15 protein-coding genes and 1 pseudogene are annotated in these 26011 nt (G+C 73.0%); 5 read left to right on the forward strand and 11 right to left on the reverse strand.

What is annotated here, in order from left to right; all coding sequences use genetic code 11:
- The first annotated feature begins 77 nt into the window (after positions 1-77).
- Entirely contained in the window at positions 78-1526 is a 1449-nt protein-coding gene (locus F9C41_RS30125; protein WP_155390187.1) for a glycoside hydrolase family 3 protein, read from the forward strand.
- Positions 1527-1634: 108 nt separating this feature from the next.
- Positions 1635-2195 (forward strand): flavodoxin family protein, encoded by a 561-nt coding sequence (locus F9C41_RS30130; RefSeq protein WP_230690126.1) that lies wholly within the window; start codon positions 1635-1637, stop codon positions 2193-2195.
- 102 nt (positions 2196-2297) lie between these two features.
- On the opposite strand, the gene F9C41_RS30135 is transcribed toward F9C41_RS30130, so the two are convergent.
- A complete protein-coding gene (locus F9C41_RS30135) occupies positions 2298-7316 on the reverse strand; it encodes an NAD-glutamate dehydrogenase (protein ID WP_155390189.1) in 5019 nt (1672 codons plus the stop codon).
- A 203-nt stretch (positions 7317-7519) separates the two neighbouring features.
- Between F9C41_RS30135 and F9C41_RS30140 the strand changes: the two genes are divergently transcribed.
- Positions 7520-9448, forward strand: coding sequence for a penicillin-binding transpeptidase domain-containing protein (locus F9C41_RS30140; protein ID WP_155390190.1), 1929 nt, complete (start codon positions 7520-7522; stop codon positions 9446-9448).
- A 20-nt stretch (positions 9449-9468) separates the two neighbouring features.
- On the opposite strand, the gene F9C41_RS30145 is transcribed toward F9C41_RS30140, so the two are convergent.
- The 7 genes and pseudogenes from F9C41_RS30145 to F9C41_RS30175 form a co-directional block, all read right to left on the reverse strand.
- Complete coding sequence (locus F9C41_RS30145) at positions 9469-10662, reverse strand: Rossmann-fold NAD(P)-binding domain-containing protein (protein ID WP_155390191.1); 1194 nt, start codon at positions 10660-10662, stop codon at positions 9469-9471.
- Between the two features lie 3 nt (positions 10663-10665).
- A complete protein-coding gene (locus F9C41_RS30150) occupies positions 10666-11175 on the reverse strand; it encodes a SigE family RNA polymerase sigma factor (protein WP_155390192.1) in 510 nt (169 codons plus the stop codon).
- Between the two features lie 57 nt (positions 11176-11232).
- The gene (locus tag F9C41_RS30155) at positions 11233-11634 is read right to left on the reverse strand and encodes a hypothetical protein (protein ID WP_155390193.1); all 402 of its coding nucleotides are present in this window, start codon (positions 11632-11634) and stop codon (positions 11233-11235) included.
- Positions 11627-11983, reverse strand: coding sequence for a hypothetical protein (locus F9C41_RS30160; protein ID WP_120318381.1), 357 nt, complete (start codon positions 11981-11983; stop codon positions 11627-11629). Before F9C41_RS30160 ends, F9C41_RS30155 begins: the two co-directional genes overlap by 8 nt.
- Before the next feature lie 222 nt (positions 11984-12205).
- Positions 12206-13183: pseudogene (locus F9C41_RS30165) on the reverse strand (arginase family protein); the annotation flags it as partial.
- A 90-nt stretch (positions 13184-13273) separates the two neighbouring features.
- The gene (locus tag F9C41_RS30170; protein ID WP_155390195.1) at positions 13274-14215 is read right to left on the reverse strand and encodes a tetratricopeptide repeat protein; all 942 of its coding nucleotides are present in this window, start codon (positions 14213-14215) and stop codon (positions 13274-13276) included.
- Between the two features lie 187 nt (positions 14216-14402).
- On the reverse strand, positions 14403-16076 hold the full coding sequence (locus F9C41_RS30175; RefSeq protein WP_155390196.1) for an acyl-CoA mutase large subunit family protein: 1674 nt from the start codon (positions 16074-16076) through the stop codon (positions 14403-14405).
- 291 nt (positions 16077-16367) lie between these two features.
- Here F9C41_RS30175 and F9C41_RS30180 point away from each other — a divergent pair, with 291 nt between their 5' ends.
- On the forward strand, positions 16368-17642 hold the full coding sequence (locus F9C41_RS30180) for a CDP-glycerol glycerophosphotransferase family protein (RefSeq protein WP_155390197.1): 1275 nt from the start codon (positions 16368-16370) through the stop codon (positions 17640-17642).
- 246 nt (positions 17643-17888) lie between these two features.
- Positions 17889-21110, forward strand: coding sequence for a penicillin acylase family protein (locus F9C41_RS30185; RefSeq protein WP_155390198.1), 3222 nt, complete (start codon positions 17889-17891; stop codon positions 21108-21110).
- Positions 21111-21203: 93 nt separating this feature from the next.
- Here F9C41_RS30185 and F9C41_RS30190 read toward each other — a convergent pair whose 3' ends face one another.
- The 3 genes from F9C41_RS30190 to F9C41_RS30200 are packed head-to-tail and all read right to left on the reverse strand — an operon-like array spanning position 21204 to position 25893.
- Positions 21204-21860 (reverse strand): ABC transporter ATP-binding protein, encoded by a 657-nt coding sequence (locus tag F9C41_RS30190; RefSeq protein WP_155390199.1) that lies wholly within the window; start codon positions 21858-21860, stop codon positions 21204-21206.
- The gene (locus F9C41_RS30195) at positions 21860-22804 is read right to left on the reverse strand and encodes an ABC transporter ATP-binding protein (protein ID WP_155390200.1); all 945 of its coding nucleotides are present in this window, start codon (positions 22802-22804) and stop codon (positions 21860-21862) included. The genes F9C41_RS30190 and F9C41_RS30195 overlap by 1 nt, the downstream gene beginning before the upstream one ends.
- A complete protein-coding gene (locus tag F9C41_RS30200) occupies positions 22801-25893 on the reverse strand; it encodes an FtsX-like permease family protein (protein ID WP_155390201.1) in 3093 nt (1030 codons plus the stop codon). Before F9C41_RS30200 ends, F9C41_RS30195 begins: the two co-directional genes overlap by 4 nt.
- Positions 25894-26011 lie beyond the last annotated feature (118 nt).

The raw sequence follows: 26011 nt of genomic DNA on the forward strand, positions 1-26011 counted from the left end.
AAAACCACTATGGATGGCAAGACCCGACACACTGGCCGAAGGGCCCACCACCAAGTCGGGTCGAAGCGGAGGACACCGTGACCACTGATCCAGGTCTGCGCCGGCTTGCACTGCGCACCATGCTCGCCGCGTTCCCGGGCCACACCGCCCCCGACTGGGCCACCCGCCTGCTCGGCGAAGGCCTGGCCGGCTACACGCTGTTCGGGTTCAACGTGGCCGACCCGGTGCAGCTCGCCGGGCTCACCGCGCAGCTGCGCGCCGCGCGCCGCGACACCCTGATCGCCATCGACGAGGAGGGCGGCGACGTCACCCGGCTCGCCCACCGCACCGGGAGCCCGTACCCGGGCAACGCGGCGCTGGGCGCGATCGGCGACCTGGACCTGACCCGCCGCGTCTACCACTCCATCGGCCGGGAGCTGGCCGACGTCGGCATCAACCTGAACCTCGCGCCGACCGTCGACGTCAACACCGCCACCGACAACCCGGTCATCGGCACCCGCTCGTTCGGCGCGGACCCGGTCCGCGTCGCCGCGCACGCCGCCGCGGCCGTGGTCGGCCTGCAGCAGGCCGGCGTCGCCGCCTGCGCCAAGCACTTCCCCGGGCACGGCGCGACCATCGCCGACTCCCACCTCGAGCTGCCGACCGTCGACGTGTCCCCGCAGCTGCTGCGCGACCGCGAGCTGCCCCCGTTCGCGGCCGTCATCGCGGCGGGCACCAAGGCGATCATGACGGCGCACATCCGGGTGCCCGCGATCACCGGCGACGACCCGGCCACCTTCAGCGAGACGCTGCTCGTGGACGTGCTGCGCAAGGAGTACGGCTTCACCGGTTGCGTGGTCACCGACGCGCTGGAGATGCAGGGCGCGGCACGGGCCGCGGGCGGCATCGGCCCGGCGGCGGTGCGGGCCCTGCGGGCCGGCGCGGACCTGCTGTGCCTCGGCGCCGACATCGACCTGGAGATCACCGAGCATGTCGCCGCCGCGATCGCCGGTGCGATCGCCGACGGCACGCTGCCCGTCGCGCGGGTCGAGCAGGCCGTCGCCCGCAACCAATCCCTCGCCGCCTGGACGCACGGCATCGAGGAGATCGAGCTCAGCCCGCGGCTGGGCTACGACGCGGCGCGGCGCGCGGTGAGTGTCGAGGGCAGCCTGACCGGCTTCGAGCAGCCGTTCGTGGTGCAGCTGCGGGCCGGGCACACCATCGCCGAGGGCGCGGTGCCGTGGGGCCTGTCCCCGCACCTCGACGGCACCCCGCAGCTGGCCGTGGCCGCCGACGAGACCAGCGCCGGCGCGCTCATCGACGCCGCCGCCGGGCGGCCGATCGTGCTCGTCGGCCGGCACACCCACCGCAACCCCGCCGCCCGGTCACTGGCCGAGCAGCTGGCCGCGGTGCACCCGCTGGCCGTGGTGGAGATGGGCTGGCCCGCCGGGTGGCGGCCGAGCGGCGTGAAGGCCTTCGTCACCACGTACGGCGCGAGCCACGCCAACGGCCGCGCCGCCGCCGAGATCCTGGGCCTCGCCTCGTAACCGGCGTCACGTCCCTCCGGACTGGACTGCCGGTCCGGCTCGATGGCAGTATTCATGCTCACGCATCTAATGCGTGAGCATGAATCATTTCCGACGGGAGAACCGGCCGTGCCGCACGACGACCCGAGCACCTACCTCTTCCTGCTCGCTGGGGCGCGGGAAGGCGGCAACACCGAGACGCTGGCCCGCGCCGCCGCCGCCGAACTGCCCGCACACGCCAAGCAGACCTGGCTCGACCTGCGCGAGCTGCCGCTGGCCCCGTTCGACGACGTCCGGCACGCCGGCGACGGCGTCTACCCCCAGCCCGAGGGTGCCGAGAAGATCCTGCTCGACGCCACTCTGGCCGCCGACAACCTGGTCATCGTCTCGCCGCTGTACTGGTACAGCGTGTCCGCGTCCGCCAAGCTCTACCTCGACTACTGGGCAGGCTGGCTGCGCGTGCCCGGCGCCGGCTTCAAAGCCCGGATGCGCGGCAGGACGCTGTGGACGGTCAGCGTGCTCAGCTCCACCGACCACACCACCGCCGACCCGCTCGTCGGCACCCTGCGCCTGTCCGCCGAGTACCTGAAGATGAACTGGGGCGGCGCCCTGCTGGGCTACGGCAACCGCCCCGGCGACATCACCGCCGACTCCGAAGCCCTCACCCGCGCAAAGACCTTCTTCGGCTGACCCGCACCTCGAGACCGCGACGATCTTGCGCGAGCTGTTGGGGATACGCCCTGTTCGGGCGTGTCATCCCCACAGTCCACGCAAGATCGTCGCGACGGCGGGTCAGGCGGCGGCGGTGCGGACCAGGGTGCGGATCTGGCGGAGGAGGACGGAGAGGGGGGCCAGGTCGGCCTTGATGCCCTCCAGCTCGGCGATGGATTTGCGGGCCTGGGCGATCGTGGCGGCGTTGCGCTGCTCCCACTGGGTCACGCGCTCCTGGGGGGTGCCGGACGGGGAGGCCGCGAGGACCTCGCCGGTCAGGGCCGCCAGGGCCGCGTAGAGGTCGTAGCGCAGGGCCATCCGGGCCAGGGTCTGCCAGCGGTCGTCGCGGGGCAGCATCGAGATCTTCGTGAGCAGCTCGTCGACGCGGAAGCGCTCGGACAGCACGAAGTAGACGCCGGCCACCTCGTCGAGGTCACGGCCGGTCGCCGAGGCGACCTCCACCACGTCCAGCAGGGCGAAGCTGTACAGCGTGCGGGCGCCCCACTCGGCCAGGTCCTGCGGCGCGCCGAGGCCGACCAGCTCCGCCTCGTGCTCGGCGATGCCCTCACGCTCCGCGCCCAGGAACATCTCCTTCATGCGCGGAGCCAGCGCGGACACGCCGGGCTTGAGCCGGGCGATCTCGCCGGGCACGTCGAGCGGCGAGCGCCGGTTCTGGATGAGCCAGCGCACCGCCCGGTCCATGAGCCGGCGGGCCTTCAGGTAGACCGCGGTCTGCGCGGCCGTCGGCACCCGGTTGTCGGTCGCCTCCACGGCCGCCCAGAGTGCGGGCAGGTCGAAGACCTCCCACACGATCTCGAAGGCCCGCAGCACGTCCGCGGCGGACGCACCCGTCTCCTCGACCGTACGGTGCACGAACGTGATGCCGCCCCGGTTGACCGTCTCGTTGACCAGCACCGTGGTGACGATCTCGCGACGCAGCCGGTGCTCGGCCATCTGCCGGCTCATGCCGTGCAGCGGCGTCGGGAAGTAGTCGGCCATGGTCTGCGCGGTCCACGCGTCGTCGGGCAGGTCGGAGTGGACGATCTCCTCCTCCAGCGCGATCTTCACGTACGCCATGAGCACGGCGAACTCGGGCGTGGACAGGCCCTCGCCGTTCTCCGCGCGAGACAGCAGCTCCTCGTCGGTGGGCAGGCCCTCCAGTGCCCGGTCCAGCCGTCCGGAGCGCTCCAGTTCGGTGATGAGCCGGCGGTGCACCGGAAGCAGGGACAGGGTCTGTGCGCGGGCGTTGCCCAGCGCCGTGGCCTGGCCGTAGTTGTCGCGCAGCACCAGTGCGGCGACCTCGTCGGTCATGCTGGCCAGCAGCTGGTTGCGGGCTTCGAGGGTGAGGTCGGCGTCCGCGCCCAGCAGGATCTTGATGTTGACCTCGTGGTCGGAGCAGTCGACGCCGGCCGTGTTGTCGATGAAGTCGGTGAAGATCCGGCCGCCCGCGCCCTGCGCGCCCCTGCGGGCGTACTCGATGCGTCCGGCCTGGGTCAGGCCCAGGTTGCCGCCCTCGCCGACGACCCGGGCGCGCAGGTGCCCGCCGTTGACCCGGATAGCGTCGTTGGCCTTGTCGCCTACCTCGGCATGCGACTCGGTCGTCGCCTTGACGTAGGTGCCGATGCCGCCGTTCCACAGCAGGTCGACCGGCGCGAGCAGGATCGCCTTCATCAGCTCGGCCGGGCTCATCGCGGTCACCGTGTCCGCCAGCCCGAGCGCGGCCCGGACCTGCGGCGTGACCGGGATCGACTTGGCGGTGCGCGGGTGCACGCCGCCGCCCTCGGAGACGAGCGTGGTGTCGTAGTCGGCCCAGGAGCTGCGCGGCAGCGCGAACATGCGGGCCCGCTCGGCGAACGAGGCCGCCGGGTCCGGGTTCGGGTCGAGGAAGATGTGCCGGTGGTCGAACGCGGCGACCAGCCGGATGTGCTCGGACAGCAGCATCCCGTTGCCGAACACGTCACCGGACATGTCACCCACGCCGACGACGGTGAAGTCCTCGGTCTGGGTGTCCTGGCCCAGGTCGCGGAAGTGGCGCTTGACCGACTCCCACGCGCCCCGGGCGGTGATGCCCATGCCCTTGTGGTCGTAGCCCGCCGAGCCGCCCGAGGCGAACGCGTCGCCCAGCCAGAACCCGTACGACGCGGAGATCTCGTTGGCGATGTCGGAGAACGTGGCGGTGCCCTTGTCCGCGGCCACGACCAGGTACGGGTCGTCACCGTCGTGGCGCACCACGTCGGCCGGCGGCACGATCTTGCCCGCGTCGAGGTTGTCGGTGATGTCCAGCAGCGCCGAGATGAACCGCTTGTAGCAGGCCACCCCCTCGGCCTGCAGGGCGTCGCGGTCACCCGCGGCGGGGGCCTGCTTGAGCACGAACCCGCCCTTGGCCCCGACCGGCACGATGACCGCGTTCTTGACCATCTGCGCCTTGACCAGGCCCAGGACCTCGGTCCGGAAGTCGTCGCGGCGGTCCGACCAGCGCAACCCGCCCCGGGCCACCGCGCCGAAGCGCAGGTGCACGCCCTCGAACCGGGGCGAGTACACGAAGATCTCGAACTTGGGCCGCGGCGCGGGCAGGTCCGGGATCGCCTGCGGGTCCAGCTTGAACGCGATGTAGGACTTCGGCCGCCCGTCGGCCGCCTTCTGGAAGAAGGACGTACGCAGGGTGGCCTGCATCAGCGTCAGGTAGTTGCGCAGGATCCGGTCCTGGTCCAGGCTCGACACGGACTCCAGCTGGCGGCCGATCGCCGAGATCAGCTCCTTGGCCTGGCTGCTGCGCTCGGCGTCGCTCAGCTGCAGCTTCGGGTTGAACCGGGTCTCGAACAGCGCCACCAGCATCGCCGCGATCTGCGGGTATGCCGTGAACGTGGCCTCCATCGACTCCTGCGCGAAGACCGTGCCGGCCTGGCGCAGGTACTTGGCGTATGCCCGCAGCACCACGACCTGCCGCCAGGTCAGGCCCGCGCGCAGCACCAGCTCGTTGAAGCCGTCGACCTCGGCCTCACCCCGCCACGCGGCGGCGAAGGCGTTCTCCACGTGTGCGCGCACCTCGGCCAGGTCCCGCGCGCCCGCGGGCAACTGCAGGCCGAAGTCGTACACGAACACGGTCGCGTCGTCGCGGCGCACCTCGTACGGCCGCTCGTCGGTGACCCGCACGCCCAGCGAGTGCAGCACCGGCAGCACCGCCGACAGCAGCATCGGCTCGCCGTGCCGGTACACCTTGAACCGCACGTCGTTGCCGGGCGTGGTGGCCTCGACCACGCTGCCCGAGCCGGCCGTGAAGCGCCGCCGGAACAGGTGCATCTCCAGCTGGCCGGGCTCGTCCAGCAGCTCCAGCTTGGCCAGGTCCTGCGCGCCCTCGTACGGGAGGTGCCCGTCCTTGTACGTCTCCGGCAGCGCGTCGGTGTACCGCGCGGCCAGCAGCTTGGCCTGCTCGTCGCCGACCTTGCGCTCCAGCACCAGCCGGAAGTCGTCGTCCCAGTTGCGGGTGGCGTCGCCCAGCATCTCGGCCAGCGCGTCGGCGTCGACCTCGCCGGGCGGGTCGTTGGGGTCGGTGCGCACGATGAAGTGGATCCGCGCCAGGTTGGACTCGCTGACCCGGGTGGTGTAGTCGACGCCGACGCCGTTCAGCTCGCGCAGCAGGATGTCCTGCATGGCCAGCCGGTGCGCGGTGGTGAACCGGTCCCGCGGCAGGTAGATCAGGCAGGAGATGAACCGGCCGTAGCCGTCCCGGCGCAGGAACAGCCGCAGCTGGCGGCGGCCCGCCATGCGCAGCACCCCGGTCACGGCCTGGTACAGGTCGTCGGTGCTGATCTGGAACAGCTCGTCGCGCGGGTAGGTCTCCAGGATCTCCAGCAGGTCCTTGCCGGAGTGGCTGCGCGCGGACAGGCCGGAGCGCTCCAGCACGTTGTCCACCTTGCGGCGGATCACCGGCAGGTCCCGCACGCTGGTGCGGTAGGCCGCCGACGAGAACAGGCCGAGGAAACGGCGCTCGCCGACGACGTTGCCGTCGGTGTCGAACATCTTGAAGCCGATGTAGTCCAGGTAGGCCGAGCGGTGCACGGTGGCCCGCGAGTTCGCCTTGGTGATCACCAGCAGGCGCTTCTCCAGCGCCTTCTGCTGCGCCTCCGGCGTCATCGACTCCAGCGTGCGGGCGGTGGACTCGTCGCCGCGCAGGATGCCCAGACCGGTGCCGGGCACGGCCCGCATCAGGTCGGTCTCCGACCCGGCCGCGCCGGGCACGTGGATCAGCTCGTACTCGCGGTAGCCGAGGAAGGTGAAGTGGTGGTCGGCCAGCCAGCGCAGCAGGTCCACCGAGTCGGTGATGTCGCGGTCGGGCACGGGCAGCTCGGCCCCGGAGATCTCGTCGGCCAGCGCGAGCGCCTGCGCCCGCATCCGCGGCCAGTCCTCCACCGCCCGGCGTACGTCGCCGAGCACCCGTTCCAGGTCGGCCCGCAGGCCCGCCAGCTCCGCCTCGTCGCGGATGGCGCCGACCTCGATCCGCATCCAGCTCTCGACCAGGTCGCCGGCGATGGCGTCGTCCGGCTCGACGTCGGCGCAGACCTCGGTCAGGTCGCCCTGCTCGTCGCGGCGCACCACCATCACCGGGTGCACCAGCAGTTGCACGTCCTTACGCGCGGACAGCGCCGCGGTGACCGAGTCGACCAGGAACGGCATGTCGTCGGTGACGACCTCCACGACGGTGTGGCGCGGTTCCTGGGACAGCGACAGGCGCAGTTTCAGCTCGCCGGGCATCCGCGACGCGGCCAGCTGCCGGTGCGCGCGGGCGGCCTCGACCAGGCGGGCCGGGGTCAGGTCGACGAGTTCCTCGTCCGGGGCGAACCGCCAGTACCGCTGCACCAGCTGCGCCTCGGCCAGCCGGTCGTCGGACAGGCTCGGGGTGTCGGGGCTGCCGCCGGCGGCCAGCGCGACCGCGGCCGCGATCAGGCGCTCGCCGTTGGGCAGCGGCTCGTCGAGATCGCTGTCGTCCAGGTCGTCCGGGTGCGCCTGAGGCAGACCCTCATTCCTGATGGTGTCGCCGCTCGCACCGGCTTCGACCTCGGCGGAAGCGCTGCCGCCGACGATTGCGCCGCCAGACTCCATGAAAAGCCACTCCCCTTCGCCCACCGCGCTGTGGGTCGTTGGTGGGACGGGCCGTTGCAGGGGCCGTCCCGTCGTCGACCCCAGCCTAGTCAGCACCCCCGGCCAGGCACTCGTTCGGGGGCCGCCCACATGGGCGACGCTCAAGTCCGGTGCCGGACAGCGCTGATGCCACACCGGCGCTGCCGTTACGGCAGAATGCCCGCATGGCTCTGCGCTCGAAGGTACGCCGTCCCAAGATTGTCCTCTCTCTGGTGGCGATGTCGCTGCTGTTCCCCGCACTTGCCGCCTGCTCGAAGGACGACGGCCCCGAGCCCATGCTCGACGCGTTCCTGACCGGCTGGCGCACGGGGACCTACGACAAGGTCACTTTCGTCAGCCCGACCGGCCAGGGTGTCGCCGCCGACACGGTCAAGACCGAGCTGCGGGCGCTGGAGGGCGTCTTCCGGGACACTCCTCCGACGCTGACCAAGCAGGCCCCGGCGGTGAACCAGGGCCTGGCGACCACCCAGATCAAGGTCGCCCAGCCGCTGCCGGACAAGACCGTCTGGGAGTACACGACCACGGTCCGGATGACCAAGGCCAAGGACAACTGGCAGGTCGTCTGGGAGCCGGCGATCGTGCACGAGAAGCTGACCAAGGGCGACGAGCTGGCCGTACGCCGGCTGGCCCCGGCCCGTGCCGGCGTCTTCGACGGCACCGGCGCGGAGATCGTCCGGCCCCGGCCGGTCGTCGTCATCGGCATCGAGCCGCAGAAGGTGAAGGACATCGACGCGCTGGTCAAGGAGCTGACCACGATCTTCACGTCGGGGGCGTACGACGTCAGCAAGGACGACCTGGCCAAACTGCCCGCCCGGGTGAAGGAGGCCAAGCCCGACGCCCTGGTCGAGATCGTGACCCTGCGCCGGGAGATCTACGAGCCGATCCGGGACCGCCTGCGCGCGCTGATGGACCGGGGAGTGCAGTTCCGTGAGGAGGAGTGGCTGCTCTCGCCGACCCGTACGTTCGCGCGGGCGCTGCTCGGCACGGTCGGGCCGGTCACCAAGGAGATCATGGACAGCAAGCCCGGGGCCTACCAGGTGGGCGACCAGGCCGGTCTCGGCGGCATCCAGCGCACCTACGACGACCGGCTGCGCGGCACCGCCGGCGTGAGCGTGGTCTCCAGCCGCAAGGCCTCCGACGGCACCGTCCAGGACACCCCGCTCTACACCGTCGAGGACAAGGACGGCCAGAAGCTCCAGCTCGCCATCGACCAGAAGGCCCAGATCGCGGCCGAGAAGGCGCTCGCCGCGGTCAAGCAGCGCAGCGCGATGGTGGCGATCCGGATCAGCGACGGCCGGCTCGTCGCGGTGGCCAACAGCGGCGCGGACAACCTCGCCTTCACCGCGCAGGTCCCGCCGGGCTCGACCTTCAAGGCCGTGTCCGCGTACGGCCTGCTCGACGCCGGCAAGGTGACCGCGAACCAGATCGTGCCGTGCCCGAAGTTCCTCACCGTCGAGGGCCGCCAGTTCAAGAACTCGAACTTCCTGGAACTCGGCAACGTCCCGTTCCACACGGACTTCGCGAAGTCCTGCAACACCGCGTTCGCCTCGCTGGCCCCGCAGCTGGGCCCCGACGGCCTGCTCAACGCCGGCACCGCACTGGGCCTGGGCCAGACCTGGGACCTGGGCGTGCCCGCCTTCACCGGCCGGGTCTCCGCGGGCGGCACTGCCACCGAACTGGCCGCGGCCACCTTCGGCCAGGGCCAGACCATCGTCAGCCCGGTCGCCATGGCCGGCGTCGCCGCCGCGATCGCCCGCGGCCAGTGGAAGCAGCCGGTCCTGCTGCTCGACCCCGCCCCAGCCAAGCCCGCCGCCGACGGCCCGGCCCTCAAGCCGACCACCGTCGACCCGCTGCGCGCGATGATGCGCGAGGTCGTCACCGTCGGCACCGCCACCGCCCTTAAGGACGTCCCCGGCGGCGCGGTCTTCGGCAAGACCGGCACCGCCGAGTACGACGACAACCCCGCGCACACCCACGCCTGGTTCATCGGCTGGCAGGGCGACATCGCCTTCGCCGTCTTCGTCGAGGACGGCATCAAACCCAGCGAAACCGCCGTCCCCGTGTCCGCCGCCTTCCTCCGCAACCTCCGCTGACCCGCCCCGCCGCGCGGCGGTCAGGGGCGGAGTCTGGCGGCGAGGGTGACCAGGTGGTCCACGGTGAGGCGGGATACCAGGGGGCCGGTTACGCGCAGGGTCACGGTGCCGGTGGCGGCGGTGTAGACGCGGACCGTGCGTGTCGTCGCGTCGTCGCGGACCGTCACCCTGCTGCCGTCGCCGCGCACGGTGCAGGAGGTGTCGCCAGGTCCCGGGCAGGGCGGCGGCGCCGGGCAGGTGGGGCCGGAACAGGCCGGGGTCACCTCGACCGACACCGAACCCTCGTCCGCGACGGTCACCGACGTCCGGTAGCCGGTTTCCGCTGAACCCTGCACCGGGGACGACGCGAACTCCTGGTCCGGGAACTTCTGGCGCAACAGCAACGTGAACAGGCCGACCAGATCCTCCACCGCCGCGTCCCTGGTCGGGCGTGCGCTGGGCGAGCGGCCCGGGAACAGGGACAGCCCAGGAGCCTCCGCGATGTCGACGAGCTGCGCCATGGTCAGCGGCGGCACCGCGCCGGGCGGCCGGGTCTCCCCCGCCACCCCGGGCACGCCGACCGCGACCATGACCCGCGTCCCGTCCGCCCGGTGCGCCTCCACCTGGCGGGTGTCGGCGTAGTCGGTCACGAACACCACGGCCCCGGTCGCGTGGACCTCGTACGAGCAGCCGCGGCCGACCGAGCCCTCCGGGCACACCTGCACCGCGCTGGGCGGATCCTCGGTCAGCTCCGAGACCACCACGTGCAGCAGACCGCGACCGCCGGGGCCGGACAGGTGCACGTCGGCCTCGTACTGCGCGTAGCGCGGCTGGTACACGAAGGCGATCCCGGCGAACGGGCCCGTGGCCCGGTCCGGGGCGGTCACCGCGAGCACGTCCCGCAGCGCCGCCGACAGCCGCGCCACCGTGGCGGCGCACTCCTGCGCGGACGGCGCGGCGGGCAGCGTCGCGCCGTCGGACGGCACCTCGGTCGGGTTCGGGCTGGGCGTCGGGCACGCGGCGCCGCCGAGCCCTGAGGTGAGTCCCGTGCCGCCGGCGTACAGCGCGGGCACCGCCAGCAGCGCGGCGACCAGCACGGCGGCTCCCGCGCTCGCGCCGCTCCAGCGCAGCAGGCGGGTGCGCCGCTGCTCCCGGGCGATGAAGGAGTCGAGATCGATGCGGCTGGGCGGCGCGTCGTCGGTCGCGGCGCGCAGCTGTTCGGGCAGGTCGTTCATGGGTCAGGCCTCCTCTGCGACAAGCTCGGCACCCTGCAGGCGCGCGCGCAGCGCCTCCAGGGCCCGGGACGTCTGGCTCTTGACGGTGCCGGTGGAGCAGCCGAGTTCCGCCGCCGTCTGTTCGACCGACAGGTCGCAGAAGTACCGCAGCACGAGCACGGCCCGGCGGCGTGCCGGCAGTTCGGCGAGCAGGGCGACGACGGCCAGCCGGTCGGCGACGCCGTCGGCGCCCGGCTCGGTCGAGGCCCGTTCGGGCAGCACGTCGAGGACGCGTTCGCGGCGCCACGGTCGGCGGCGCTCGTTGAGCATCGCCCGCAGCATCGAGGTACGTACGTAGGCGTCGGGATTCTCCATCCGCGACACCCGGTCCCAGTGGCGGTAGAGCCCGGTCAGCGCGGTCGACACCATGTCGTCCGCGAGGAACCAGTCACCGCTGAGCAGGTACGCCGTGCGCCGCCACTTCTCCAGGCGGCCCGCCGTGTACTCGCGGAACCCCTCGACGTCCTTCGCCATCGCGCCCCCTCGCTCCGCCCCTTGAACACGGGCCGGCGGGTGCGGGGTTGCCCGGTCTCAGGATGCGGTGACGGGAGCCTTGCGGCGCAGCCAGATCAGGCCGAGCACGGGCAGCACGAGCGGCAGGTAGCCATACCCCTCGCCGAAGCCGGACCAGACGGTGGCGTCCGGGAAGTCCTGCGGCTGGAGCACGCTGAGCGTGCCGACGGCGAGCACGCCGACCAGTTCGACGGTGAAGCAGGCCTGCGCCAGCCGGCGGCCGCCCGCGTCGCCGCGCACCAGGCCCACGGTGGCCACGATGTAGAGCACCGCGGCCAGCGCGCTGAGCAGGTACGAGACCGGGGCCTCGCCGAACTTCATGATGATCTGCACGGTCGCGCGGCACGTCGCGGCGACGGCGAACAGGCCGTACACGAAGACGAGGACGCGACCGAGCCCCGTGTTGACCGGCTTAGGCACCGAACACCTGCCCGATGCGCAGCACGAGCACGGGCACGATGAGCGCGGCCACCCCGATGATCACGCTGCCGAAGCGGGTGGGCTCCATCTTGCCGACGATCCAGGCGCCCGCGGGCAGGAGCACCATCGTCAGGGCGTACCCGAGGAAGGTCGTGGTCTCCCGCGGCGAGTGACCGCCGATCCAGCTCGCCACCGCCGCGCCCACCAGCACCACCGCGGCGATGCTGACCACGACGGTGCCGATCAGCTGCACGCGGTCCGGGGCTCGGTCGCGCGCCGCCGCCAGCAGGGCGAGCGCGGCCAGCAGCAGGGCGACGACGGTCGTCGCGGTGGAGAGCACAGCGGGCATGGGGGCCACCCTAACCGCCGGGGCCGTTCCCGCCGCGCGCACCTCCGCCCCGGGTAGCCCACACCACCACCGCGCCACCCCGGCCTGCCGCCGGACAGCGCGCCCGGCGACGGCGGGCCGCCGCGGCCGAGCCGCCCTCCCCAGATGATCATGAGGTTATGGCAGCGACACGCCGTCGAGCCGTGCCATAAGTTCATGATCAACGCGGGGAAGTGGGGGTCAGGCGGCGGTGCGTTTTTCGGAGGGGGTGCGCGGGGTGGGGACGCGGGGGGCGCGGGCGGGGCGTTTGGGGGGCATGAGGGGGGCCAGGCCGGCGACCAGGGTGCTGACCAGTTCGGCGGCGTGGCGGCCGTCGGGGTCGTGGTCGGGGTCGAAGACGGTCAGTTCCATACCCAGGCAGTCGGGGGTGTTGACCAGGCCGGTGAGCAGGAGTTCCAGCTCGGTGAGGGCGATGCCGCCGGGCTCGGGGGCGTCGACGGCGGGCATCACCGCGGGGTCGAGCACGTCCACGTCGATGTGCACCCAGAAGCCGGCGCAGTCGGCCAGGCGCTCGCGGGCCCACTGCGCGGTGCGCCGGGCGCCCTCGGCCCGCACCGCGGTCGCCGGGCGGGTCGCGAAACCGGCCGCCTGCAGGTCCAGGCGGTACTCGTCGTGCTCGCGGATGCCGAGCACCACCACGTCGCTGTCGCGGAAGTAGGGCCGGCGGCCCTCGATCCCGGCCAGCTCGGTCTGGCCCCGGCCGGTGACCAGCGCGAGGTCCTCGCCCGCGGCCGCGCCGACGTACGGCGCGTTGCCGGGGTGCCGGAAGTCGGAGTGCCCGTCCACGAAGACCAGCCCGATGCGGCCGCCGACCTCCTCGCCCAGCCGCCGCATGGCCAGCGCCGAGCCCAGCAGGATCGAGCAGTCGCCGCCCAGCACCAGCGGGAACTCCCCGCCGTCGACGATCGCGCCGATCCGCTCCGCCAGCCGCACGCTGTACGAGTGGATCTGCAGCGCGTGCGCCACCCCGTCGCCGGGACGCCAGTCACCGGGGTCGTAGCGGGGCGGGGTGACGCAGCCGGCGTCGCGCGCGTCGAGCCGAGTCAGCAGCTTCTTGTCGCGCAGCGCCCCGGGCGCCTTGGCACAGCCGGGCACGGAGGTCTCGGTCGGCGGGCGCAGGCCCAGGTTCGACGGCGCGTCGAGAACCGCGATGCGGCGCATACCTCTCCCCCCTGGCCTCATGCACGCTGGTGGGGAGTTCCCGTAGGCCCGCCGTTCTGGCGGGCCGTCCGGGACGGGCCACGAGCGGTTCTAGAACAATGCACTGGCCAGGGCGCGACGCGCGGCCGCCACCGCGGGGTCGTCCGGGCCGGCGACGGCGAACAGCGACACGAGGTGCTGGCGCACCGTCTCCCGATCGTCACCGTAGACGCGGCGCACCAGATTGACCAGCCGCTGATACGCCTGCTCTGCCTGACCGGCCAGCACCTCGACGTCGGCCGCCTGCAGCTGCGCGGCCATGTCGTCGGGCGCGGCGTCGGCGGCGGCCACCGCGGCCTGCGGGTCCACGCCCGCGACGCGCTTGGCCAGTACCACCTGGGCCAGGCCCGCCTCGGCCGCGGCGTCCTTCGGCGAGTCCGAAAGGATCTTGCGGTACGCCTTCTCGGCCTCGTCCAGGTTGCCCATGATCAGGGCCTCGTCGGCCTCTTCCAGGCGCGGGTCCTCGGGCACGGCCACGTCGACCCCGCCGGCCCGCAGCACCGCGTCCAGCCACTGGCGCAGCTGCGCGGGCGGCACGGGCCCGGCGAACGCGTCGATCGGCTGCCCGCCGACCACGGCGTACACGGTGGGCACGCTCTGCACCCGGAACATGGCGGCCAGCCGCGGATCGGCCTGCGCGTTCACCCGGGCGAGCACCCAGCTGCCGCCGTCGGCGGCGTTGAACTGCGCCAGCGCGTCGGCCAGCTGGTCCACCTCGGGGTAGCCCGGGGCCAGGAACGCCACCACCACGGGCGTGGTCATCGACTTCTGCAGGACCTCGTCCTGCACGTTGGCCTCGGTCACGTCCACCACGTGACCACCCCCCGCGGGCGCGCCGGGGAAACCGCCATTGCCCCCGTTGCCGGGACCGGCCGGGGTCGTCGTGGACGCGGCGGAGGTCGCCGCGGGGGCCTGCTGGGTGCGCGCGGCCAGCGCGCCGAGATCCACGGCACCGCGCGTGAAGATCGACTGTCCGGGTCGGAGATCGCTCATGGTTACCCAGTCTCCCACGCCCGTAACAATCCCCCCGCAAAGGTCCCCACCCGCCCATAGATCACGACGATCTTGTACGGATGGCCCGCTGACGCCCGATATGGCGGCGTGGCTGCGCGTCGGGCACGTCGGCGACGGGCCTGTGCCGTGCGGCACGGGCCCGTCGCCTGATCGTCGGCCCCGAGGGTCAGAAGCGGGCGGGCTCCCGGTAGACGCCCCATTCGGCGCGCAAGGCGTCGCAGATCTCGCCGAGGGTGGCTTCGGCGCGGCAGGCGTCGAGCATGGCGGGGACCATGTTGGCTTCGGTGCGAGAGATGTCGATCATTCGCTTGAGGGCGGCGTCGACGGCGGCCTGGTCGCGGTCGGTGCGGCGGGCCTGGAGCATCTTGACCTGCTCGCGCTCGACCTCGTGGGAGACACGCATGATCTCCAGGTCCTTGGCGATGGTGCCGGTGTGGCAGTTCACGCCGACGATGCGCTTGTCGCCCTCCTCCAGCGCGCGCTGGAAGGTGTACGCCGAGTCGGCGATCGCGGAGGTGAACCAGCCGTCCTCGATGCCGCGCAGGATGCCGCTGGTGATGGTGCCGTCGGTGCCCCGCTCCTTGATGCGCTGGAAGATCGCCTCGGCCTCGGCCTCGATCTTGTCGGTGAGCGCCTCGACGTACCAGGAGCCGCCCAGCGGGTCGGCCACGTTGATCACGCCGGTCTCCTCCATCAGCACCTGCTGGGTGCGCAGGGCGATCTCGGCGGACTCGTCGGTGGGCAGCGCCAGGGTCTCGTCCAGGGCGTTGGTGTGCAGCGAGTTGGTGCCGCCGAGGATCGCCGACAGCGCCTCGACCGCGGTGCGCACCACGTTGTTGACCGGCTGCTGGGCAGTCAGCGAGACACCGGCGGTCTGCGTGTGGAAGCGCAGCCACTGGGCCTTCTCACTGGTCGCGCCGTACACGTCGCGCATCCAGCGGGCCCAGATGCGCCGGGCGGCGCGGAACTTCGCGATCTCCTCGAAGAAGTCGACGTGCGCGTCGAAGAAGAAGCTCAGGCCGGGGGCGAACAGGTTGACGTCCAGGCCGCGGGACAGGCCCAGCTCGACGTAGCCGAAGCCGTCGGCCAGCGTGTACGCCAGCTCCTGCGCGGCCGTCGCGCCCGCCTCGCGGATGTGGTAGCCCGACACCGACAGCGGCTTGTACTTCGGGATGTTGTGCGCGCAGTACTCCATCAGGTCGCCGATGAGGCGCAAGTGCGGCTCGGGGTCGAACAGCCACTCCTTCTGCGCGATGTACTCCTTGAAGATGTCGGTCTGCAGGGTGCCGTCGAGCTTGCTCAGGTCGGCGCCCTGGCGCTCGGCGGCGACCAGGTACATGCAGAACACCGGCACCGCGGGCCCGGAGATGGTCATCGAGGTGGTGACCTTCTGCAGGTCGATGCCACCGAACAGCACGTCCATGTCGGCGGCCGAGTCGACGGCCACGCCGCAGTGGCCGACCTCGCCCAGCGAGCGGCCGTCGTCGGAGTCGCGGCCCATCAGGGTGGGCATGTCGAAGGCGACCGACAGGCCGCCGCCGCCCGCGCCCAGGATCAGCTTGTAGCGCTCGTTGGTCTGCACCGCGTTGCCGAAGCCGGCGAACTGGCGGATGGTCCAGGTGCGGCCCCGGTAGCCGGTCGGGTACAGGCCGCGGGTGAACGGGAACTCACCGGGCCAGCCGATGCGCTCGAAGCCCGGGTACGCGACACCCTCGGCCGGGCCGTAGAGCGGTTCGACCTCGACCCCGCTGAGCGTGGTGAAGTCCGCGTGGCGCTTGTGCGCCTTGTCGTACCGCTGCTGCCAACGCTCGCGACCGGCGGCGATCTCGTTCGCGTCCACGTTTCCTCCCGGGGTCTGATACCTGGATCACAGGATTTCGAGCACAGCGTAGCCCGATTGCCTGAACGATCGCTCAGCCAGTCGCTACCGGCCGGTCACATCACGCGCCCACCGCGAACCATGCGCGAACAGGTCACGGGCCGTTCGGTGACTGTTTACTCGGACCGGCCCCTCCTGTTATCTTCTGGCCCACTATGGCCGCGGGCCGCCACTGGCCCGCGCGTCCCGGAGCGGGCGGCCCGGCGGGCCCATCGCCCCAGGTGAACGCACGCGAGGGGGAAGCCTGTGCCGATGCTGCGCCGGATACGGTCGATCAGCGCCAAGGCCCGCCGCGTGACCCGACAGCCGAGCCGCGCCCTCAAGTACGCGCTGTACCGCGCCCAGCTGCGCCTGCCCCTGGACGAGCACCTCGCCGTCTACTCGGCCTACTGGAACGCCGCCTACAGCTGCAACCCGGCCGCGATCTACGAGAAGGCCCGCGAGCTGGCCCCGCACATCCGGGGCGTTTGGGTGGTCAAGGCCGACCGCGTGGCGAACATCCCGGCCGGCGTCGACTACGTGATCGAGGAGTCCCCGGCGTACTTCCGGGCCATGGCCCGGGCCAAGTACTTCATCAGCAACGCGAACTTCCCCGAGTACATCGTCAAGCGCCCGGGATCGGTCGTGGTGCTGACGCATCACGGCACCCCGCTGAAGCTGATGGGCATGGACGGGCTCACCTTCGCCGGCCGCGACGGCACGGGCAGCGCCGAGCTGCGCCGACTGGTCGCCCGGTGGGACTACAGCATCGCGGCCAACCCGTTCTCCACCGAGGCCTGGCGCACCGCCTTCCCGGGCGGCTACGAGTCGCTGGAATACGGCTACCCGCGCAACGACGTCCTGGTCTCCGCGACTCCCGAACACGGCGTCCGAGTGCGCGCCGAGCTGGGCATCGAGCCCGGAAAGCGGGTCATCCTGTACGCGCCGACGCATCGCGGCAGCACCCCGGGCGCCCGCTCCTCCTACCTCGACGCCGCCGCGCTGGCCGAGTCGCTGGGCCCGGACACCGTGATCCTGGCGCGCTCGCACTACTTCTACGAGGACCGGCCGTCGGCCGCGGCGGGCGCGGCACGGGTCGTCGACGTGACCACCCACCCCCGGGTGGAGGACCTCTACCTGGCCGCGGACGTGCTGATCACGGACTACTCGTCGACCATGTTCGATTTCGCCGTGCTCGACCGGCCGATCGCCGTCTACGCCGCGGACTGGTCGTACTACCGGCGGTCCCGCGGCGCGTACTTCGACATCGCCGAGGCGCACCCCGGGGTCATCGCCACCACCCAGGACGAGCTGGTCGCCCTGTTCGCCTCGGGCGCGGTCGACGGCCCGGACGCGCGGCAGCGGCGGGCGGCGTTCCGGGAGCGCTTCTGCGCCCTGGAGGACGGCCGGGCCAGCGAGCGCGTGGTGCGCCGGGTGCTGCTCGGCGAGCAGGTCGACCACCGGCCCACGACCGCATCGCGCGTGCCGCAGCAGGCCACCCGCGCCGACCGCCCGGCCGCCACCGCGCAGCAGCCCGCCCTGTCCTGACCCTCGCCCCGCCGCACCCCGCGCCGAACCCCCGCGCGCCTGCGGCGCTCGCGCGACCCGCCGCGCCATGCGCACGATCGGGCGCATCTCTTTCATCGTGATGAATACTTCGTTACCATCCGGTACACGAAATTGCTTCACGTAAGTGCGTCGGCGGCGGTGTCACGTCGCGTCAGGCTGCGCGTGGGCCTGCTGTCCGATGCGGATCAGCGGCCCCCGTCCCGTCCTGCCGAAGGGATCCACCCCATGTCCCGACGCGCCACCCGCCCCCGCCTCCGCGCCAGACGCCCCCTCGCCGCCACGTTCGCACTGCTCACTGCCGGTGCCTTCGCGGTGGTCGCGCCCTCGGCTCCCGCCGCCGCGGCCGTGCTCGCCCCGAACGACTACTGCCTCGCCGAGTGCGCCGACATCCTGCCGCCCGGGCAGAACGGCAACGCCACCCTCGTCGACATCCTCGGCCACCAGGTGTTCGGCACCCGGCCCGCGCACTCGGCCGACCAGCTCGACCGGTACGCCAACCTCGTCTACAACTACGCCGGGCTCACCGACGAGCAGATCCCGGCGTACTTCAACGACGCCTCGTTCGGGGTGCCCGCCGGGCAGGTCGAACGCAGCTACGCGCCCCGCTCCGACGTGACCGTGGTGCGCGACAAGGCCACCGGCACGCCGCACGTCACCGGCACCACCCGGGCCGGGACCATGTTCGGGGCCGGCTACGCCGGCGCCGAGGACCGCCTGTTCACCATGGACCTGCTGCGCCACGTCGGGCGCGGCACGCTCACCCCGTTCGCGGGCGGCGCGGCAGGCAACCGCTCGCTGGAGCAGAGCGTCTGGCGCAACTCGCCGTACACCGAAGCCGACCTGCAAGCCCAGGTCAACGCGCTGCAGGCGCTCGGCACGCGGGGCGCGCAGCTCTACACCGACGTGCAGAACTACATCGCGGGCATCAACGCCTACATCGCCAGGTGCATGGCCGATCGCAACTGCCCCGGCGAGTACGTGCTCACCGGCCACCTCGACGCGATCACCAACGCGGGCGGCCCGGTCCAGTTCACGATGACCGACCTGATCGCCATCGCGGGCGTGGTCGGCGGGCTGTTCGGCGGGGGCGGCGGCAGCGAGATGCAGTCCGCCCTGGTCCGGGTGGCCGCGCGGGCCCGCTACGGCGCGGTCGAGGGCGACGCGGTGTGGAACGGGTTCCGCAGCCGCACCGACCCGGAGGCGGTGCTGACCGTCCACGACGGCACGAGCTTCCCGTACGGCGCGGCCGACGACAACGCCGCGGGCGTGGTGCTGCCCGACTCCGGCAGCGCCGTGGCCGAACCCGTCACCGCCGACCCCACCGGCTCGGCGACCAGCTCCGTCACCGCGCAGTCCGACATCGCCGCGGCGCTGGGCAGCCTGACCATCGGCCCGGCCCACCGCGGCATGTCCAACGCCGCGGTGATCTCCGCGGCGCACTCGGCCACCGGCCACCCCGTCGCCGTGTTCGGGCCGCAGACCGGCTACTTCTCCCCGCAGCTGCTGATGGTGCAGGAACTGCAGGGCCCCGGCATCAGCGCCCGCGGCGCGGCGTTCGCCGGGCTCAACCTGTACGTGCTGCTCGGGCGCGGGCAGGACTACGCGTGGAGCGCCACCTCGGCAGCGCACGACATCACCGACACGTACTCGCTGCCGCTGTGCACCACCGACGGCAGCGCCCCCACCCTGAGCAGCAACAAGTACCTCTACCGGGGCGTCTGCACCGCGATGGAGGAGCTGTCGCACACCAACGCGTGGACGCCGAGCACGGCCGACGGCACCGCCGCGGGGTCGTACAAGCTGCGCGCGTACCGGACCAAGCTCGGTCTGGTGGCCTGGCGCGGCACCGTCGGCGGCGTACCGCACGCCTTCACCCACCTGCGCTCGACCTATCGCCATGAGGCCGACTCGGCGATCGGCTTCCAGATGTTCAACGACCCCGCCGCGATGGGCACCCCCGCCGACTTCAAGACCGCCGCGGGCAACGTCGGCTACTCGTTCAACTGGTTCTACGTCAACTCGACCGACACTGCCTACTTCATGTCCGGCAGCAACCCGCAGCGCGCCGCAGGCCACAACCCCAACCTGCCGGTACGCGGCGACGCGGCATACGAGTGGGCGGGTTACCAGGCCGACACCAACAATGCGACCTGGGCGTCGAACGCCACCCACCCGCAGTCGGTGAACCAGGACTACTACGTCAGCTGGAACAACCGGCAGGCCAAGGACTTCGGCGCGGCCGACGGCGACTTCAGCTTCGGCTCGGTGCACCGCGGCGACCTGCTCGACGCCCCGGTCAAGGCGGCGATCGCGAGCGGGCACAAGTTCACCCGCGCCTCGCTGACCACCCTGGTCGAGAACGCCGGGGTCACCGACCTGCGCGGCTGGAAGGTGCTCGACGACCTGCTCCGCGTGATCGAGAGCCAGGCCGTCACCGACCCCGCGCTGGCCACCGCGGTCGGCAAGCTCAAGGCCTGGCAGCAGGCCGGGGCCCGGCGCGTGGAGACCACCCCCGGCTCGAAGGCGTACGCCCACGCCGACGCGATCCGCATCTTCGACGCATGGTGGCCGTTGCTGGTCAGCGGTCAGTTCCAGGGCGCGCTCGGCGACGGCCTCTACGGCGCCCTGGCCGACGCCATGCAGATCAACGAATCCCCGTCCGGCGGCCAGAACGGGCCCGGCTCTGCCCTGCCCGGCTCGCTCAACGCCAGCCAGGCCCACAAGGGCTCGTCCTTCCAGCACGGCTGGTGGGGATACGTCGAGAAGGACGTCCGCACCGTGCTCGGCGACCCGGTCGCGGGCGGGCTCGGGCGCACGTACTGCGGCAACGGGGTGCTCGGCGCCTGCCGCTCGGTCCTGCTGTCCGCCCTGGGCACCGCCAACGGGCAGGCGGCGAGCGCCGTCTACCCCGGCGACGAGCACTGCGCCGCCGGTGACCAGTGGTGCGCCGACGCCATCCTGCAGTCGGCCCTCGGCGGCATCACCGCGCCGCTGACCGCCTGGCAGAACCGGCCGACCTACCAGCAGGTGGTGTCGTTCCCGGCCAAGCGCGGCCAGGACATCGCCAACCTGGCCCAGGGCCGCCCGGTCTCGGCCAACGGCAGCCAGCTGTTCTACCCGGTCGGCAACGCCGTCGACGGCAACCCGACCACCCGCTGGAGCAGCAGCTCCGCCGACAGCAGGCAGATCACGGTCGACCTGGGCAGCGTACGCAGCGTGGGCCGGACCATCCTGCGCTGGGAGGCGGCGTACGGCCGCTCGTACCGGATCGACGTCTCCACCGACGGCAGCACCTGGACCACCGCCTTCGCCACCACCACCGGCAACGGCGCCGTCGACAACGACGTCTTCACCCCCGTCAACGCCCGCTACGTCCGCATGCAGGGCGTCCAGCGCGCCACCACCTACGGCTACTCCCTCTGGGAGTTCGAGATCTACAGCCGCTGACCTGTCCCCTCCCTGCGACGGCTCTTAAAGACCTGCGGCCTCCGAAGGGCTCGGAGGCCGCAGGTCTTCAAGAGTTGCGCGAGAGGGTGGGGGTCAGTGGACGGGGGCGGCGGCGTAGCCGTCGACGAGGTGGAGTTCGTCGTCGCAGGCGGCGGCGGCCTGGGGGTCGTGGGTGGCGAAGACGACGGCCGCGCCGCGCTCGGCCTCGGCGCGCAGCAGGGTCAGCACCGTCTGGCGGTTGGCGGCGTCGAGTTCGCTGGTGATCTCGTCGGCCAGCAGCACCGGGCCGCGCAGGGCCAGACCGCGGGCGATCGCCGTACGCTGCTGCTGCCCACCGGACAGCTCCTCGACCAGCTGCTCGGCCTGGTTGGCCAGGCCGACCCGCTCCAGCGCCTCGGCCGTGAGCCGGCGCGCGTCCGCGGCCCGCACGCCCGCGGACACCAGCGCGACCAGGATGTTCTCGGCCGCGGTCAGGGTCGGGGCGAGGCCGTTGTGCTGCGGGATCAGGATGATGCCCTGAGTGACGGCCTGGTCGCGGTCACGCAGCGGGGTGCCGTCCAGGGTGACCTGGCCCTCGACCGGGTGCAACAGCCCGGCCAGCGCCCACAGCAGCGTGGTCTTGCCGGCGCCGGACGCGCCGGTGACGGCCAGGATGCGGCCCGGCTGGGCGGCCGCGGTGACCTCGCGCAGCACCGCCCGGTCCTTGCCGTATGCCATGGTGATCCGATCGGCCAGCAGCTTCCGGGTCATCAGGCCACCTCACGGCTGTAGTCGGGAACGATCTGCCCGCGCCGGTAGGCGGTCGCGTCGTCCTCGGGCTCGTACTCGTCGGCGGGCACCATCTCGCTGCCCGGCTGTGCGGCGTGGGCAGGGGCCAGCAGCACCGTGCCGTCGGGACGCGGGTGGACCCGCAGCCGGGTGCCGGGCGGCAGCATCGCCAGCACGTCGGGCGGCAGGTGCACCGAGCCGTCCCGGCCGACCACGGCGAACTCCTCGCCGAGCCGGCCCTCGCCGCCGACCCGCCCGTCGCGGATGGTGACCTGGCGGCCCATGCCCGCGCCGACCTCGGGGTCATGGGTGACCACGACCACCGTCGTGCCGGCCCGGCGCACCGACTCCAGCGCCGCGATGACCTCGTCGCGGGCGACCGAGTCGAGCTGGCTGGTCGGCTCGTCGGCCAGCAGCAGCCCCGGCTTGTGCGCCAGCGCCACCGCCAGGGCCAGCCGCTGCCGCTCGCCGGGGGTCAGCTCGTGCGGGCGCTGGCGCAGCCGTCCGCGCACGCCGAGCAGGCCGACCAGGGCCAGCACGTCGCGCGGGGCGGGCAGGTCGCCGACGCCGTGGGAGCGGGCGGCGCGCTGGGCGAAGCGCACGTTCTGCTCGGCGGTCAGGTACGGCAGCAGGTTGCGCTCGGCGCCCTGCAGCACGACGCCGACCTCGGTGGCCCGCATCCGGGCCAGGTCGGCCTCGGACGCCTTGGCCAGGTCGGTCTCGCCGACCGTGGCCCGCCCGGCGGCCGGCCGGATCAGCCCGGCCAGCAGCGACAGCAGGGTGGACTTGCCGGAGCCGGACGGGCCCAGCAGGGCCACCGACTCGCCGGGCGCGATGTCCAGGTCCACTCCGCCGAGGGCGACCACGTCGTATCCCTCGAGCCGGTAGATGTAGACCAGGCCGCGACAGGTAACCGTGCCGTTCACCGGCCGCCTCCTCGGATCAGTTCGGGGGTGGCCCGCTTGACCAGCCGGCCGCCGCGCAACACCGCCACCACGAGCACCAGCAGCGCGCCGGCGACGGCCAGCGGCAGCGCGTCCAGGGTCAGCCCGGGCACCAGCGTGCCGAGCACGTCCCCGGTCAGGTTCGGCGCCCCGGGCGTGCCGACGGTGACCAGCGGGATGCCGGGCAGCATCAGGGCCGCGGCCCCGACCCCGACCAGCAATCCGACGATCATCGGCAGGCCGATCAGCGCGAACCGTTCCCGCCGCAGGCTGCGGCGCAGTACCTGCTGGCGTACGCCGGTGACGCGCAGCGCGGCCAGCTCGGCGCGGCGGTCGCCGGCGCCCAGCCGGGTGCTGAGCATGAGCACGCCCAGCGCGAGCAGCGCGGCCGCGATGCCCGCCAGCAGGTAGAGCCGCAGCCCGAGCGCGGGGGCGCGGCGGCCCAGCCGGGCCAGCTCGTCGGGCACGGTCTCCGTGCGCAGCACCCGTACGCCCTGGCCGGCGAGCTTGGCGGCGAGGTCGGACGGGGCGTCCTGCGCGGCCCACACCTCGTAGCGCAGGTCGCTCGCGTCGGACAGGCCCTGCGTCACCGCAGCCGCCCGGGTCGCCAGGTCCAGGTCGAACAGCAGGCCGCGCTCGCCCGCGCGGGGCAGCACCGCCGCCTTCTCCAGCACCCCGAACGACTGCGGCGCCTCGGCGAACGCGGGCAGGTCGAAGTGGTCCGGGTCGTCGCTGCTCGGGGCCGGGCCGGCCAGCACCGCGGGCAGTTCCGCGGGCGTGTCCAGGTACGAGACGTGCACGTCGCCCTGGTCGGCCGAGCTCACGCTGAGGCCGAGCTGCGGGCCGGGGGTGACCCGTACGGTCGCGTTGGGTGTGCGGTCCACCAGGAACCGCCAGGCCGCCGACTCGGCGAAGCGCACCGGCAGCACCTGCCCACCGGAGCGCAGCTCGTCGATGGACAGCTGGACCTGCACCGGTCCGGCTTCCCCGGTCTGCCGGGAGACGGCCAGGCCCACCAGGCGGCACGGCGTGCTCGCGCAGGCCGGCACGGCGGCGGTGTAGGCGCGCACGCCCTCCTTCAACCGGCCCAGCCAGACGATGCTCGGCGGCTCACCGGGCGCGGACACCACCGCGCCCAGGCGCGCCGGCGTCTCGCCGAGCGTGGTCACCGACACGTGCGCGCTCAGCTGGCCGCCGACCTCGGCGACCTGCGGCACGTTCGCGCGCAGGCGGCCGGCCAGGTCGGACATCGCGGTGGCGTCGTGGTCGCGCCAGATGGCGACGGCGGGCAGCCGCTCGGACTGCACCCCGATCAGCTCCACCCGCTGGTTGTTGTAGAGCTCGTCGACCCGCACCACGGCCATCGAGCGGTTCGTCGGGTCGGCCTCGGCCAGCGCCTTGACCAGCGCCTGCGGGTGCGCCGCGGAGACGGCGTAGACGGTCGACGCGCCGACCGCGTCGTCGGCCCGCTGGTCGCGGGCATCCGCCGCGACGTCCCACGCGGTGGCGGAGAAGGTCAGCAGCGCGACGGCGGCGGTGAGCACCGCGACGGTGCGGGCCGCGCCGGGCCGGCGCGACAGCTGCGCCGCCGACAGCATGGCGGGCAGCCGGCCGCGGCGGCGGGCCAGGCCCAGCCGCACCCGCGACCAGATGCTCAGCATCCGCCCGGCGAGCACGCCCGCAACGATGGCGAGCGCGGCGGGAGCCAGCAGCGCCAGCGGGGCCGACCGGTCACGCAGCGCCGCGGCCAGCGAGGCGACCGCCAGTGCCGCGGCCACGCCCTCCAGCACGCCCGCCCGCCAGGTGCCGCGCTGCGGCACCCGCCGCAGCAGGCCCAGCACGCTGCGGCCGAGCGTGGCGCGCGCGGCCAGCCAGGCCGCGACGCAGGCGAGCAGCAACCCGCCCGCGGCGGCCGCGAAGACCGGCCACCGGATCTCGGCGTGTACGCCGTCGGCGAGCACCGAGCGGGCGGCCAGCTCGACCGCGCCCATGCCGACCGCCAGGCCCAGCGGAGCGCCGAGGACGATCAGGAGCAGGGTCTCGCCCAGTCCGAAGCGGATCGTGCCGCCGCTGCCGTAGCCGCGCAGCCGGGCCAGCGCCAGCTCCGGGCCGCGCTCCTCGGTCAGCGCCGCGACCAGCAGCAGCAGCACCACGAAGGCCAGCAGCACCAGCGGCACCGCGATGATGGGCACGGTCCGGGCGAGCGCGTCCTGGTCCTTGGCCGCGTCCTCCACGATGGCCGGCAGCGCCGTCTCGACCTGCAGCTCGGACCCGTTCAGCGCCAGGCCGAGCGTGCCCAGCTCGCCGCGCAGCGCGACGACGTCGTCCAGCCGCACCTGCTCGGGCCGCAGCGGGTATGCCACGGACAGGGTCACCGGCACCGCGTCGCCGAGCCGCACGTCGTCCTCGGCGCCGGCGAACACGGCGTCCAGCCGGGCCGCGCCCTCCCCACCGGACTGGGCCTGGGCGAAGTAGCCGTTGTTGCCCCAGTAGGCCTCGTCGGGGGCGAGCGGGGTGTAGAGACCGACGACCTCGTACGACCGGAGCGGTGCTTCGCCCTGGGCCGGGCGCACCGACACCTTGTCGCCGACCTCGACCCCGGCCTCGGCCGCGGCGCGCTCGCTGAGCAGCACCTGCTCGGCGTCGATGGCGCAGTCGCCGGTGATCCGCAGGTGCGCGCAGGCGCCCTGGTGCCAGGCCAGCCGGGCGGCGAACCGGGAAGCGCCGACGGTCAGCGACGTGTCCGTGCTGACGGAGCCGACCGGCCGGTCCAGCACCGCGGCCAGGTGCGGGGCCTTGGCCAGCGCACCGTTGACGATCGACTGGGTGTCACCGACCGGCTGGTGTGCCGCCTCGGCCGTGTCCGCGCTGCCCTCGGCGGTCACGGTGACCGCGGCGGCGCTGGCCGGGGCCGCGCTCAGCGCGTCGGTCAGCACCGACTGCTGCGCGGCGCGGCCGTATGCCGGGGCGAGCACCGCCGCGGCGGTGGCGAACGCCGCGAGCGACAACACCACCAGCGATCGGCCGGAGCGGTGCCGGATGCCCCGCATCATGACGGACCAACCGGTCACCATCGCCTCCACGCGTAAGAGCCCTATGTGCCCCGACACCTTAGCGATTGGTCAGTCCGCCCGTGAAGCCGCTTCGCCTATCGTTGCCAACCCGCGTCCGAGCAGCTCTCCAGGCGAA

Source organism: Catellatospora paridis (genome assembly GCF_009720365.1).
GTDB lineage: Bacteria > Actinomycetota > Actinomycetes > Mycobacteriales > Micromonosporaceae > Catellatospora > Catellatospora paridis.